The sequence below is a fragment of the Bradyrhizobium sp. CCGUVB4N genome (assembly GCF_024199945.1).
GTDB lineage: Bacteria > Pseudomonadota > Alphaproteobacteria > Rhizobiales > Xanthobacteraceae > Bradyrhizobium.
In genome coordinates this window covers 3,180,348-3,193,961 of the sequence record NZ_JANADP010000001.1, presented here as the reverse complement: position 1 = coordinate 3,193,961, position 13,614 = coordinate 3,180,348, and the positions used below count along the sequence as shown (strand labels likewise).

The 13,614-nt window shown below is 64.7% G+C and carries 15 protein-coding genes; 2 read left to right on the top strand and 13 right to left on the bottom strand.

The window, feature by feature from the left end; translation table 11 throughout:
- Positions 1-4: 4 nt before the first annotated feature.
- Positions 5-1,435, bottom strand: coding sequence for a PLP-dependent aminotransferase family protein (locus NLM31_RS14415; RefSeq protein WP_254135325.1), 1,431 nt, complete (start codon positions 1,433-1,435; stop codon positions 5-7).
- Between the two features lie 100 nt (positions 1,436-1,535).
- Between NLM31_RS14415 and NLM31_RS14410 the strand changes: the two genes are divergently transcribed.
- Positions 1,536-2,453, top strand: coding sequence for a DMT family transporter (locus NLM31_RS14410; protein WP_254129997.1), 918 nt, complete (start codon positions 1,536-1,538; stop codon positions 2,451-2,453).
- On the opposite strand, the gene NLM31_RS14405 is transcribed toward NLM31_RS14410, so the two are convergent.
- Both NLM31_RS14405 and NLM31_RS14400 read right to left on the bottom strand, forming a co-directional pair.
- Positions 2,432-3,490, bottom strand: a complete 1,059-nt coding sequence (locus NLM31_RS14405) for a YeeE/YedE family protein (protein WP_254192655.1) — start codon at positions 3,488-3,490, stop codon at positions 2,432-2,434. The genes NLM31_RS14410 and NLM31_RS14405 overlap by 22 nt on opposite strands.
- A 2-nt stretch (positions 3,491-3,492) precedes the next feature.
- On the bottom strand, positions 3,493-4,497 hold the full coding sequence (locus tag NLM31_RS14400; protein ID WP_254192654.1) for a zinc-binding alcohol dehydrogenase family protein: 1,005 nt from the start codon (positions 4,495-4,497) through the stop codon (positions 3,493-3,495).
- Between the two features lie 249 nt (positions 4,498-4,746).
- Here NLM31_RS14400 and NLM31_RS14395 point away from each other — a divergent pair, with 249 nt between their 5' ends.
- Positions 4,747-5,679 carry an IS110 family transposase gene (locus tag NLM31_RS14395; RefSeq protein WP_254130737.1) on the top strand — a complete coding sequence of 311 codons (933 nt, stop codon included), beginning with the start codon at positions 4,747-4,749 and terminating at the stop codon, positions 5,677-5,679.
- A gap of 122 nt (positions 5,680-5,801) precedes the next feature.
- Here the strand turns inward: NLM31_RS14395 and paaK are convergent, their stop codons facing one another.
- From paaK to NLM31_RS14345, 10 genes are all read right to left on the bottom strand, one after another.
- On the bottom strand, positions 5,802-7,133 hold the full coding sequence (paaK, locus tag NLM31_RS14390) for a phenylacetate--CoA ligase PaaK (RefSeq protein WP_254192653.1): 1,332 nt from the start codon (positions 7,131-7,133) through the stop codon (positions 5,802-5,804).
- 32 nt (positions 7,134-7,165) lie between these two features.
- Positions 7,166-7,615, bottom strand: a complete 450-nt coding sequence (paaI, locus tag NLM31_RS14385) for a hydroxyphenylacetyl-CoA thioesterase PaaI (RefSeq protein WP_254129994.1) — start codon at positions 7,613-7,615, stop codon at positions 7,166-7,168.
- A 55-nt stretch (positions 7,616-7,670) separates the two neighbouring features.
- Positions 7,671-8,753: a 1,2-phenylacetyl-CoA epoxidase subunit PaaE gene (gene paaE / locus NLM31_RS14380; protein WP_254192652.1), complete on the bottom strand. Its 1,083-nt coding sequence runs from the start codon at positions 8,751-8,753 to the stop codon at positions 7,671-7,673.
- Between the two features lie 2 nt (positions 8,754-8,755).
- Positions 8,756-9,259, bottom strand: a complete 504-nt coding sequence (paaD, locus tag NLM31_RS14375; protein WP_254192651.1) for a 1,2-phenylacetyl-CoA epoxidase subunit PaaD — start codon at positions 9,257-9,259, stop codon at positions 8,756-8,758.
- Positions 9,253-10,029, bottom strand: a complete 777-nt coding sequence (gene paaC, locus NLM31_RS14370; RefSeq protein WP_254192650.1) for a 1,2-phenylacetyl-CoA epoxidase subunit PaaC — start codon at positions 10,027-10,029, stop codon at positions 9,253-9,255. The genes paaD and paaC overlap by 7 nt, the downstream gene beginning before the upstream one ends.
- Positions 10,029-10,316: a 1,2-phenylacetyl-CoA epoxidase subunit PaaB gene (gene paaB, locus NLM31_RS14365; RefSeq protein WP_008136594.1), complete on the bottom strand. Its 288-nt coding sequence runs from the start codon at positions 10,314-10,316 to the stop codon at positions 10,029-10,031. Before paaB ends, paaC begins: the two co-directional genes overlap by 1 nt.
- A gap of 10 nt (positions 10,317-10,326) precedes the next feature.
- Positions 10,327-11,319 (bottom strand): 1,2-phenylacetyl-CoA epoxidase subunit PaaA, encoded by a 993-nt coding sequence (gene paaA / locus NLM31_RS14360; protein ID WP_254192649.1) that lies wholly within the window; start codon positions 11,317-11,319, stop codon positions 10,327-10,329.
- Between the two features lie 76 nt (positions 11,320-11,395).
- Positions 11,396-12,262 (bottom strand): phenylacetic acid degradation operon negative regulatory protein PaaX, encoded by an 867-nt coding sequence (gene paaX, locus NLM31_RS14355; protein WP_254192648.1) that lies wholly within the window; start codon positions 12,260-12,262, stop codon positions 11,396-11,398.
- 80 nt (positions 12,263-12,342) lie between these two features.
- Positions 12,343-12,747, bottom strand: a complete 405-nt coding sequence (locus NLM31_RS14350) for a DUF4259 domain-containing protein (RefSeq protein WP_254129988.1) — start codon at positions 12,745-12,747, stop codon at positions 12,343-12,345.
- Positions 12,748-12,790: 43 nt separating this feature from the next.
- The gene (locus tag NLM31_RS14345; protein ID WP_254192647.1) at positions 12,791-13,561 is read right to left on the bottom strand and encodes a triacylglycerol lipase; all 771 of its coding nucleotides are present in this window, start codon (positions 13,559-13,561) and stop codon (positions 12,791-12,793) included.
- Positions 13,562-13,614 lie beyond the last annotated feature (53 nt).

The window sequence follows — 13,614 nt, the reverse complement described above, 5'->3', positions numbered from 1 at the left end:
CGCGCTAGAAGCACGACACCATTGCCCGCAACGCCGCGCTGATCTCGCTCTCGCGCCAGGCCGCGAAGCCGAGCAGCAAGCCATGATCGCGCGGCTTGGCCAGCGCCAGGCTCGATAGCGCCCGCGTTTCAACGCCTGCGTCGACCAAGCGTTGCACCGCCGCCTGATCGGCACGGCCACGCTTGAGGCGGGCGACGAGCTGGATGCCGCCCGAGGGCGCCTCAACCGAGAGGGCCTCGCCGAGATGACGCTCCAGTCCCGCGACGAGGTGATCGCGCCGCGCGTGATAGAGCCGGCGCATCCGGCGGAGATGCGCGAGGAAATGCCCGTCCGCGATGAATTCGGCCAGCGCCTCCTGGATGTGGCTGGACGCGATCAGGCCGATGTGCCGCTGCGCAATCTCCAGAGTGCCGACCAGCGCTGGAGGGACGACGAGATAGCCGAGCCGGATATCCGACGTCATCGCCTTCGAGAACGTGCCGACATAGAACACGCGACCGTGCGCATCGAGGCCCTGCAGGGCCGGCACCGGCCGACTGTCATAGTGGAATTCGCCATCGTAATCGTCCTCGACGATCCAGGTCTTGCCGGGCCGGCTCATGCCAAGGAATTCCGTGCGGCGTGCAAGAGACATCAACCGCCCGGTCGGATGCTGATGCGATGGCGTCATGAAGATGAGTTTTGGCGCGGCTGTCCCCGGCATCCGCTGCATGCCCTGCTCGTCCAGTCTCATGCCGGTGACATGCGCCCCTGACGCAAGGAAGGCGGCTGCGGCGCCGGGATAACCGGGATCTTCGACCCAGACCTCGTCACCCGGCGTGATCAGAACGGCCGCGATCAGGGTCAGCGCGGCCTGCGCACTCGGCAGGATCAGGATCTGGTCTGCGGTCGCGCGAACGCCTCTGCTGGTCGCCAGATAGTGCGCCAGCGCCTCGCGCAGGCGCGTTCGGTTGACCGGTCCGAGCTCACGCTTGCCCGCGCGCACAGCGCTGCGGCGCAGGCAGCGCGCCCAGACCTCGTTCGGAAACTCCCGCGCATCCCCATGTCCCGGACGCAACGGCTTGAGCGGCGCCTGATAAGACATCGGCCAATCCGTCTGCCTGAGCTTCGATGCCCAGGGCGAGAGCTGCGGCTTGGCGGAGCGAATGCCGGATGCAGTCGCGGCCGACCCTTCGATGCGTTCCCCGCCGTCGACCGTCACCACAGGACGACGGCCGTGCGACGCCTCGAGATAACCTTCGGCGGCGAGCTGCTCGAACGCATAGGTGACGGTGTTACGGGAGACGCCGAGATCGCTCGCAAGCCGGCGGCTCGACGGCAACGCGCGGCCTTTGGCGAGCCGGCCGGTTGCGATCAGGCTTCGGAGCTGGCCGGTGAGCTGAGCCACCAGCCCGTCATCGTCGGCCCGATCTAGGTCGATCAGACCGGCGATCATGCTTTCGGAAACTGGCACCTTATTCCTTTCAGATCTGGCACTTTTTCAGGTGCCAGACGGGATGCTATCCCGCAGACCGCACAGCTTCAAGGATTCTGCGATGAACTCGTCCCTCGCCCCGCGCACGGCCATCGGCCTGTTCCTGATCGTCGTGCTGGCCTGGGGCGTGAACTGGTCGATCACCAAGCAGCTCGTGCAATTCCTTCCGCCCCTCTGGACGTCGGCGATCCGGAGCTGGATCGCGCTCGCCGGCTTGTTCGTGATCCTTGGCCTCAGCAACAATCTGGTGATCCCGGAGCGGCGCGACATTCCCGTGGTCCTGAGTGTGGCGCTGCTGCACATGACGATCTTCTCGGTCCTGGTTGCGGCCGGCGTACGCTTTCTGCCTGCGAGCAAGGCCATCGTGCTCGGTTACACCACGCCGCTCTGGGTGGCGATCGCGGCACCCTTGCTGGGAAAAGAGACCCTGACCGCACCGAAGCTCGTCGGTGCCCTACTCGGACTGATCGGGCTAGCCGTGATCCTGAACCCGACGTCGATCGACTGGACCAACGCCAACGTCGTGCTCGGCGCAGGCATGGTGATCCTGGCCGCGATCTCCTGGGCCGCGAACATCATCTATATCCGCGCGCATCGCTGGATCGCGTCCCCGCTCCAGCTTCTGATCTGGCAGGTGCTGGTGGCAACGATCATCCTGACCGGCTCGGCGTTGGTCACCGACGGCGTGCCGCACGCGGAATGGTCCTGGAAGCTTGTGTTGCTATTCCTGTATTCCGGCCTGATCGGAACAGCGCTGGCCTACTGGGCGATGTCGATGGTCAACAAGAGCATTTCGGCCCTGACCACGGCGCTCGGCACCACCGGGACGCCGCTCGTCGGTATCGCCAGCGCGGCAATATTGCTGGGTGAGCCGATCGAGATGAGCCTTGTCATTGCAGCCGCGCTGATCGTGACCGGCATTGGCCTGGCCACGCTGGGCGACCGGCTGCTGCGCCGTCAGGCCACCGCGAGCGGCTGAACGCGCAGCACACCGCGCAGGCCTGCACTTGTCCCGAGCAGGATGCCGGCGACCGCAATGAACGAGCCTATTGCGAGCGTCGAGACGCCGGTGAGCCCCTGCCCGATCGAGCAGCCGAATGCCATCACGCCGCCGATCCCCATCAGCGCGGCACCACCGGCCGAGCGCAGCATATGGCGTGGCGATGAATAGCCTTCGAGATGGAAGCGGCCCGTCGCGAGCGCCGTCACCAGACTGCCGGAGAAGACACCGGCCACCGTTGCGATGCCGAAGTTGAGCGTCAGGCCGGTCGACAGCATCGCGTATTGCAGGCTGTCGGCGATCGGCGCGATGAAAGTGAGCGACGTCACCGGGACCGGATTGAAATCATCGGCGCCGAGATAGCCGGTGGCGTACCAGCCGCCGGCGACGAGAAGGCCGACGATGACGCCCGCCGCAATCTGGCCCGGCGAACGGCGAAACGCCGGATGGGCGAAAGCAAACAGGATCAACGCAATGATGATCGCGGCAGCGGCCAGCGCGCGCCCAACGGCTTCGCTGAGACCAAGCATCGCGAGCAGTGTGGGCAGCGAATTGGCGCTGAACGTCGCTTGGGAAGCCTGAACCAGCGCAATACGTGCCGGCGCAATCAAACCCTTCAGCGTCATCTGCGCCGCAATGGCGAGCACGATCACGACGACGAAGGAGCGAAGATTGCCGCGCCCGAGCAGCACCAGTGCGCGCGAGCCGCAGCCGTTCGACAGCACCATGCCGTAGCCGAACAGGAGGCCGCCGAGAAACAGCACCGGCGCCGAGAAGGTTGCTTGCAGGTAGATCGACTTGCCGAGATCGACCATGCCTTTGCCGGCGAGCAATTGGCTCGCGGCGACCGCAACGGCAATTGCCAACGCATAACTCCGAACCAGCCGCCCGTCCCCCTCCGCCAGCCACCCGCGCATGCTGCTCATCAGGCAGAAGCCGCTGAGCAGGCCGACGGAGCCATAGATGAGGCCGATGACGAGGCCGGCGAGGATGACGAGTTGGGCGGACGGCTCCATGATTACGGCTTCAGGATCACGCGATCCCGCGAGGAGCCGGCGACCGCGACGTAGGCCTCCCTGGCGCGTTCGAGCGGATAGACCGCATTCGCCTTGATCGGGAACGGTTTGAGGTGACCGCTCGCAAAGCCCGGACCGAGATCGCGCAGCACACCGCCTGTCGCGATCGACGACAGGCCCAGCGTGTCGATGCCGACATAGGTGTGCTGGCCCCGATAGAATTCGAGGATGTTGAACTGCACGATGCGGTCGATCGCGGCGATCAGGATCTGGCGACCACGAAGCGCGAGCGACTTGTGCGCGGCCTGGAAATAGGGATCGCCGACCGTGTTGAAGGCGATGTCGGCGCCCTTGCCGCCGGTCAATTCGCGCACGCGTGTGGCGACATCGATTGCGGAGGCGTCGATCACCTCGAGCGACGCGTTGCTATGGCCCTCATAGGCTTCCGCCTTGCGCACCACGCCGATCACGCGTGCGCCTTGCCACGTCGCGATCTGCACCGCTGATTGCCCGACCTTGCCATTGACGCCGAACACGAGAACCGTCTCGCCGGGCTTTGGAATGCCGGCGCGTCGAAAGCCTTCCATCGCGGTGACGAAGGGCACGCCGATGCCGGCAGCTTCCTCCCATGACACCGTCTTCGGCTTCTCCACCACGGCATCAGCTTCGACGACGAGATGGCTCGCATGGGTGCCGTCGCGGCGAATGCCGAGATCGCCGGACGAGCCGAACACCTCGCGACCGACCGTGCCGGCCGGCCCGTCGATCACCACGCCGGCGTAGTCACGACCCGGCGTCCGCGGGAACACGGCATAGGGCATCAGCCCCGTGGCAGCCTTGACGTCGGACGGGTTAACGGCGGCAGCCTTCACCTCGATCAGGAGATCGTTCGGGCCGCGCGTGAGCGTATGACGCTCGACGCCGGGCGCAATCGCAGCGGCGTTTTCGGCCTTGGCATTGAGGCGGACACAGCGCGCCTCGACGGTTTTGGTATCGGCTGGCGACATGGAAAAGACCCGCGATTTCTCGCGGCCTTGTCGCCTTTGGGGGCGGTCAAGTCAACCGCCTCCCCTCATCCTTGTAAGTCAGATCGCGCCAGATCGGCTAAGATAGCCGGTGCGGTAACGGACGGGAGACCGCTTCATCCAAGGGCTATGAAGCCCGTGCCTCAGCGCGGCGCCCCGTCCGTTGTTCCATCGAACCCGAACAGTCGCGAGGGCCGCCTGGCGAGCCCGGTTGCGCAAGGATGGGTGCAGATGGACGCGATCTATGTTGGCATAGATGTATCTAAGGACCGGTTGGATGTTCATATGCGTCCGAGCGGAGAAGTGTTTGCCGTGGCGCGCGACGGCAAGGGCTTGGAAGATCTTGTTGCGCGGCTTGCGGCCTGTTCGCCGAGCCTGATTGGGCTGGAGGCGACTGGCGGCTTCGAGACGGTGGTCGCGGCAGCACTGGCCGGCGCCCAGTTGCCGCTGGCGGTCATCAATCCGGCCCAGATCCGGCACTTCGCGCAGGCGATTGGCCAGCGCGCCAAGTCCGATCCGATCGATGCCGCGGTGATCGCACGGTTCGTTGAGGCGGTGAAGCCCGCCCTGCGTCCCGTCCCGGACGAGCAAGCTCGCTTGCTGGCCGAACTGGTTGCCCGACGCCGGCAGATCATCGAGATGATCGTCGCCGAACGCCAGCGCGAGAAGCGGGTGGAGAATGTTCGCGTCCGCAAGAGCCTTGCCCGCCACATCAAGGTCCTCGAGAAGGAGCTGCCGGACATCGACAACGACATCGACACGCTGGTACGGGGCTCGCCGGCCTGGCGGGACCAAGAAGATTTGCTGATCACCTTCCCGGGGGTCGGCAATACACTCGCACGCACCTTCCTTGCCGAGGTGCCCGAACTCGGCACCCTCAACCGGCGTCAGATCGCAAGCCTTGCCGGCCTTGCTCCCTTCGTTCGCCAGTCCGGCCGATGGAAAGGCAGGAGCAAGATCGGCGGTGGACGAACTGCCTTGCGGGCGGCCCTCTACATGGCTGCCCTCTCGGCGATCCGATGCCACCCGCAGCTCAAGCTTTTCTACCGTCACCTCGTGAGCGCCGGTAAGCCGAAAATGGTCGCCCTCATCGCGGTCGCCCGCAAGCTCCTCACCATCCTCAACGCCATGCTCAGGGATCGAAAACCATGGCAACCCGCTTGACGAAGAACACAGTCGCTGAGGCGCCTGCGAAGCAGGCGTCTCGAAGGATGAAGGCCCCGCAGCGGCCGGGCCTGCATGGTTCGAGACGGCGCTACGCGCCTCCTCACCATGAGGGTGGAGACTTAATCTTTCGGCCGCTTGTCGTAGAGCCGTTTGGCCTTGCCGAGCGAGCGCTCCAGCGTCGCGGGCGCGACCACCTGCACCTTCGAGCTGATGCCGATCGTGTTCTTGATATGGGTCGAGATTCGCTCGGCGTGGTCGACGAGGCCTCTGCCATCCCAGCTCTCGGGGCGTGCCTCGGCGATGATGGTCAGCTCGTCCATGCGGCCTTCGCGGGTCAGTTCGAGGATGAAGTGGCCGCCGCACCAGTCGGTGGCCAGCAGCACCTCCTCGATCTGGGTCGGAAACAGGTTGACACCCCGCAGGATGATCATGTCGTCCGAGCGGCCCGTCACCTTCTCCATCCGCCGCATGCCCGGTCGCGCCGTGCCCGGCAACAGCCGCGTCAGATCGCGGGTGCGATAGCGGATCACCGGAAAGGCTTCCTTGGTGAGCGAGGTGAACACCAGTTCGCCTTTCTCGCCGTCCGGCAGCACAGCGCCGGTCACGGGATCGATCACCTCGGGATAAAAATGATCCTCCCAGATGTGCAGGCCATCCTTGGTCTCGATGCACTCCTGCGCGACGCCCGGGCCGATCACTTCGGACAAGCCATAGATGTCGGTCGCATCCATGTCGAAGGCGTCCTCGATCTCGCCGCGCATGGCGTTGGTCCAGGGCTCGGCGCCGAAGATGCCGACCTTGAGCGAACACTGGCGTGGATCGAGCTTCTGCCGCTTGAACTCGTCGAGGATCGCCAGCATGTAGCTCGGCGTCACCGTAATAATGTCGGGCCTGAAGTCGTTGATGAGCTGCACCTGCCGCTCGGTCATGCCGCCGGAGATCGGCACCACGGTGCAGCCGAGCTTCTCGGCGCCGTAATGCACGCCGAGACCGCCGGTGAAGAGACCATAGCCATAGGCGTTATGGATGATCATGCCGGTGCGACCGCCGGCCGCGCGGATCGAGCGCGCCATCACCTCCGACCAGGTCTCGATGTCGGCTCGGGTGTAGCCGACCACGATCGGTTTACCCGTCGTGCCGGAGGACGCATGCACGCGCACCAGTTTTTCGCGGGGCACGGCGAACATGTTGAAGGGGTAGTTGTCGCGGAGATCCGTCTTCACCGTAAACGGAAACTTTGCGAGATCGGAAAGCTCGCGAAAGTCGGACGGATGCACGCCGGCCTTGTCGAAGGCGTTGCGATAATGCGCGACGTTGTCGTAGGCGTGCTTCAGCGACCAGGCCAGGCGCTGCTTCTGCAACGCCATGATCTCGTCGCGCGACGCGCGCTCCTGCGCATCCAGCTCAGCCCTATAGACGTGGCCGCCTTCCCTGGGCTTCGTCGAAGCCATCTTCGTCTCCCCACATTGATGTGTTCTTCTGCTTATTGGTCTTGCGCCGGCAGCCACGTGCCGGGAATGACACGCGAATGCCCGCGGAATTCTGCGATGACGGTGTCGCCTGCGGTGACGCGCACGTCGTAGATGCCGGAGCGGCCGCTTCGGGTGACCTCGCGTGCCTTCGCAACGAGGCGGTCGCCGAGCTTGCCGGGCTTGATAAACGTGATCTGGCCTTGTGCGGCGACCACACGATCGTTGTGGGAGTTGCAGGCAAAAGCGAACGCGGAATCGGCGAGCGTGAAGATGAAGCCGCCATGTGCGATGCGCTGGCCGTTGACCATGTCCGGCCGCACCGTCATGGCGAGCGTCGCATAGCCCGGGCCGACCTCGACGATCTCCATGCCGAGGCCCTTGGAGGCATCGTCCTCCGCCCACATCGCATCGGCGCAGGCGCGGGCAACATCTTCAGGCGACAGGGCGGCTTTGACGTTCACGCGCTTCTCCCGGCCAATTGCTTGCTCATGATGTTCTGCTGGTTGGCCAACACTGTCAAACGTGGTCGTAATCGACCACGACCCGCTCCGACGATGGCTTGGCCTGGCAGGTGAGCACAAAGCCGGCCTTCAGCTCCCACGGCTCCAGCGAATAATTGAGGTCCATCGGCGCCTCGCCCTCGACCAGTTTGGCGCGGCAGGTCGAGCACATGCCGCCCTTGCAGGCGAAGGGAAGATCGACGCCGGCGCGCAACGCAGCATCGAGGATCGCCTCGTCCTCGGCAACCGGCACATCCCGCCGCTTGCCATCGATGATCAGGGAGGCGATCGCTTTCGGCGGCACATCGGCGGCGACGGCCTTCTTCGGTCGCGGCTTGCCGCCGAACTCGGACACGAAGCGTTCGACGTGGATGCGATCGTCAGCGATGCCGAGGTCGCGGCAAGTCGCCTCGATCTCGTCGCTCATGCCTGATGGCCCGCAGACGAAGACGTGATCGACGCTTTCGGCCGGCACCAGCGAGCGCAACAGCACCCTCACCTTGTCCCCATCGAGCCGGCCATGCAGGATCGGGATGTCCTGCTCCTCGCCGGAGATGACATGGAAGATCGAGAGGCGGTCGATGAAGCGGTCTTTCAGCTCCTCGAGCGCCTCGAGGAACATGATGTTGTCAGTCGCGCGGTTGCCGTAGAAAAGGAAGAAGCGGCTGTCCGGTTCACGCGCCAGCACGCCTTTGACGATCGACAGGATCGGCGTAATGCCGGAGCCTGCGGCAAAGCCGACATGGATGCGCCCGGCTTCGGCCGGAGAGACGACGCCGAAACGGCCCGTCGGCGTCATGACGTCGAGCTCGTCGCCATGCTTCAACTCGTCTGCCGCCCAGCTCGAGAACGCGCCGCCGTCGACTTTCTTCACGGCGATGCGGATTTCGCCGTCGTCGGGGCCCGAGCAGATCGAGTACGAGCGGCGCACCTCCTCACCGTCGAGCGTGGTGCGCAGCGTGAGATACTGGCCGGGGCTGAACGCATAGTCGTCGGCAAGTTCGCGCGGGATGGCGAACGTCATCGAAACGGCGTCCGACGACTCGCGGCGGAGATCGTTGACGGCCAGGCGATGGAAGCGCGGTGCGGCTGCTGACATGGTCAATGACACTTGAAATAGTCGAAGGGTTCACGGCAGGACTTGCAGCGCCAAAGCGCCTTGCAGGAGGTCGAGCCGAATTCGGACAGCAGCTCGGTCTCCCTCGAATTGCATTGTGGGCACGTGATGGCCTGCTCGCCGAACAACGCGCGACGCGAGTGTGACGATTGCGGCGGCGCGATGCCGTAGGCGTGCAGCTTCCGGCGTCCCTCTTCGCTCATCCAATCGGTGGTCCAGGCCGGCGACAGCACGGTGCGCACTTTGGGCTCGCGGAAGCCTGCGCGTTCCAGCGCGATCTCGATTTCGAGCGCGATCATGTTCATGGCCGGACAGCCCGAATAAGTCGGCGTGATCGCGACCTCGACCTGATCGCCGTCGAGAACGACATCGCGGAGCACGCCGAGATCGGCGATGGTCAGCACCGGAATTTCGGGGTCGACAACGCTCCCCGCCGCGTCCCAGGCGCGCCGGTGCAACTCGCTCTCGTGCTCCAGCACCGTCACCATGCCTGCCCCGGGAAAGTGCGTTGCATCGATTGCAGCTCGGACAGCAGATGGCCGAGATGCTCGCTGTGGCGGCCTGCACGGCCACCCTGCTGCATCCAGTCGTTTTGGGGCAAGTGAAGCGTTGCTTCACCAACGACATCGGACAGTGTCGTCAGCCAGCGGCCACGCAAGGTGCCGGGATCCACGGCAATGCCGGCATGGATCAGGGCACGCTCACCTTCATCGACGGCAAACATTTCGCCCGTGAAGGCCCAGAGGTGATCGATCGCGGCTTGCGCGCGGACGTGGCTTTCTTCCGTGCCATCACCGAGCCGGATGATCCATTCCGAGGCATGGCGCAGATGATAGGCGCTCTCCTTCTCCGACTTGGCGGCGATCGCCGCGAGCGTCGCGTCGCGCGAGGTCATCATGGCGCGCCAGTAGAGATCGGCGAAGGCCGAATAAAAGAACTGCCGCACCAGGGTCTGGGCGAAATCGCCGTTCGGCTGCTCGACCAGCAGCAGGTTTCGGTACTGCCTGACGTCGCGCAAATAGGCGAGCTTGTCCTCGTCGTTATCCCTGCCTTCGGTCTTGGCGGCGTAGCTGTAGAGCTCGCGGGCCTGCCCGATGAGGTCGAGCGCGATGTTGGAGAGCGCCATGTCCTCTTCCATCATCGGCGCGTGCCCGCACCATTCCGACAGCCGGTGCCCGAGGATCAGCGCATCGTCGGCGCGACGCAGGGCGTAGAGCACGAGTGGCGTTTCGGAGACCTGGATGTTTGCGGCGGGCATCACATATGTCCCACTTCTTCCGGCACCTCATAAAACGTCGGATGCCGGTAGATCTTCGATTCCGCCGGCTCGAACATCATGCCCTTCTCGGCGGGGTCGCTCGCGGTGATCGCAGTCGACGGCACGACCCAGATCGACAGGCCCTCGCCGCGGCGGGTGTAGATGTCGCGTGCGGCTTGCAGCGCCATGGTGGCATCGCTTGCATGCAGCGAGCCGACATGCTTGTGCGCGAGCCCGTTGCGGCTGCGAATGAAGACTTCCCACAGCGGCGTATTCGGCGTGGCCATATCGATCTCCTTATTCCGCAGCTTGCGCGGTCTGGCGCTGCGCGCGCTTGGCTGCATAGGCGGCAGCGGCCTCGCGCACCCAGGCGCCTTCGGCGTGCGACTTGCGGCGCGCGGCCATGCGGTCGCGATTGCAGGGGCCATTGCCGGCGAGCACCTGCTTGAATTCGGTCCAGTCGATCTCGCTATAGCGCCAGTGGCCATCGGCATCCTGGGTCATGTCGGGATCGGGAATGGTGAGGCCGAGATATTGCGCCTGCGGCACCGTGGCATCGACGAACTTCTGGCGCAGCTCGTCATTGGAGAAGCGCTTGATCTTCCACTTCGTCGAGGTGTCGCTGTGCTGGCTGGTCGCGTCCGGCGGGCCGAACATCATCAGCACCGGCCACCACCAGCGGTCCAGTGCGTCCTGCGCCATCGCCTTCTGCTCGTCCGAGCCGCGGCACAACGTCAGCATGATCTCGTAGCCCTGGCGCTGGTGAAACGATTCCTCCTTGCAGACGCGGATCATGGCGCGCGCATAGGGACCGTAGGAGCAGCGGCACAGCGGAATCTGGTTCATGATGGCGGCGCCGTCGACCAGCCAGCCGATGGTGCCGATGTCGGCCCAGGTCAGCGTCGGATAGTTGAAGATCGAGGAATATTTGGCCTTGCCGGCCAGCATGGCGTCGACCAGCTCCTCGCGCGAGGTGCCGAGCGTCTCGGCAGCCGCATAGAGATAGAGCCCGTGGCCGCATTCGTCCTGCACCTTGGCGAGCAGCGCCGCCTTGCGGCGCAGCGTCGGCGCGCGCGTGATCCAGTTGCCTTCGGGCAGCATGCCGACGATTTCGGAATGAGCGTGCTGGGAGATCTGGCGGGTGAGCGTCTTGCGATAGGCAGCCGGCATCCAGTCGTTCGGCTCGATGCGCTCTTCGGCATCGATGCGAGCCTGGAACTGCGCGGCCTTGGCCGCGTCCTCAAGACCGCGATCGTCGGTCTCGGCCGTGTTCAGCGCCTGGGTATACATGCGCATCCTCCCGTTTTGTTGGGAGGCAATATATAACAAAAATTACTTCATGCAAGATATTTCTGTAACATATAAATCAGGCCTCGAACCTCCTCTCCAGAAGCTTTCTCGCCGGCGGAAGCGCCCCCTTCTCGTTGGTTCCATGGCTATCAAGCCATTGTTCGGACGGCGCCAGCAGCGCGCGATAGATCTCGCCGCAGAGCTCGCGGGCAGCTCTGCCCGGCCAATCCGCCGGCAGAAGACTCTCCGGCAGCAGCGGATCGCGCAGAACGACGCGGCGGTAATAGTGGATCAGCAGGATGCGCGCGGTGAAGGCATCGGCCTCCGATAGCACCGTGCCGCGCGCGATCGCGGCGCGCAGCGGCTCGAACGTCTTCATGAACTTCAGATAGGCATCCGCAGTGCGCTCCAGCGGCCAGCTCGCGCTGAGCAGGCGGCGCCCGCTGTCATCCTCAGCCGAGACTTCGAGCCGGATGGCGCCCGCAGCCTCCTCCGGCACCGGAACGCCCGACGGAGCGACCCAGACGCCAGGCAGAGGGCTGCCGAAGCCGGCATCGCGCAGCGCCTCGCGCGAGGCATCGCGATCCCAGCCATTGCCGATCAGCAGCAGCTCGAAGCGACCGGTCCAGTCCGACGGCGGCGGATCGTAGATGTGGCGCGTCGCGGCCTCGAACGTCTCGCGGCCCTTCTCGGCCAGACGATAAAAGCTGTTGCGACCGACCTTTTCGCGGGTCAGCCAGCCATCGGCAGCGAGCCGCGACATCGCGGTGCGCACCACGCTGCCGTCGATATCGAGGCCCTCGAAGAACGCCAGCAGCGTGCCAAGCCACACCGAACCACCGCGCGGCACGACGGCATCGCCGAACATGGTGATGACGATGGAGCCCGTGCGTGACGGCTCACGCTTGAGCTGGTCGATAATGCGAGAGAGCGGATGCGCCATGCTTCACGCATAGCGCGATTTGCGTGGGGCGAACAATCCAATCAATGGGATGTCGCTTCCTTGGCAGCACGGCAGGCAGTCTAGAGGCGTAGGATCACTTCCTCTACGCGACGCTTCCAATCGTCGAAATCTCGAGACTCACCCCAGAGTTCGAGGAGCTCGGAAGGTTCGACGAGAATTCGGGCGACTGACCGTTTGGCATTCTCTGCCAACTCATCCGAAATCGTGGCCTTCGAGTTGGCGATCCACGAATCTATCTTGGCTGTATACGCCGTCTGCTCCCCGGGACTCCCCCTCAATCTCGCAATGATGTCGGCGGCAGCAAGGCAATCCTCAGCGTCCGGAGCTTCAAGGTAACCATTTCCAATCGATGCCACACGATCGATTGCTTCGGTCAAGGTGTCGATGCCACCGCCCTCAGCAACAGTGAATGCGAAATCGCAGGCGCCATCGTTATCAAAAACGCCAGTTCCCCAAGCACCCAAGGTGACTGTCCTCTACCAGGATAAGCAGCCGCGCATGCGCTTTCTACCTGTGCGGATCGGGATACACGAGGCTGCGCCAGCCGCTGCGATCGAACGGCCGCCACTGGCCTTCCTTCTGCGCGAGACGGTCGGCGACGGCATAGACGACGGCGGGATGATGGCCCATGCCGCAATGGCTGCTCTCGACCTCGATACTCTCGGTCTGCGCGCCCGCCTTCTCCATGCAGCCTTGCCAGGCGCAGACGCCATCGGTGCGGCTGAAGATGGCGGTGGTCGGCACCGGCGGCGGCACGGCAAGCTCGCCGCCGAACTGAGGATCGACCCGATCAGACTTCTGCCCGCTTACCCACTCATAGACCTGCCATGCATTGGTCGACCGGGGATCGCCGGCAAAGGGGCTGCCGAGCGTGATCACCTGACGCACGCGCTCGGGCATCATCTTGGCAAGCTGGCGCGCATAGAGACCGCCCAGGCTCCAGCCGACCAGGCTGATCTTGCGGCCGTGCTTGTCGCTGAGCTCCTCGACCAGATCGACCATCGCGTGCTGCACGCCCTCGCGCAGGCCGTAATTGCGGCCCTGACGCCAGCCGCTCACCGCATAGCCCTTGCTGGTCAGAAACGAGCGCAGTGCACGCGTGGAGACGTCGGAGGCCACCAGGCCCGGCAGCACCAGCACCGGATGCCCATCGCCGCGCGGCGCGAGGCTCAAGAGCGGCAGCGCGCCGAGGAATGCACCGAACTCGTGGATCGCGCGCCCTTCCAGAAACATCAGAGTACGGGACGGCGGACGCAGCGTCTGGGCAGTAGCGGTCATCAATGGATCCCTTGGGCAAGAATTCCTGAAGAGCCCGCCGGCCGCGATGCCGG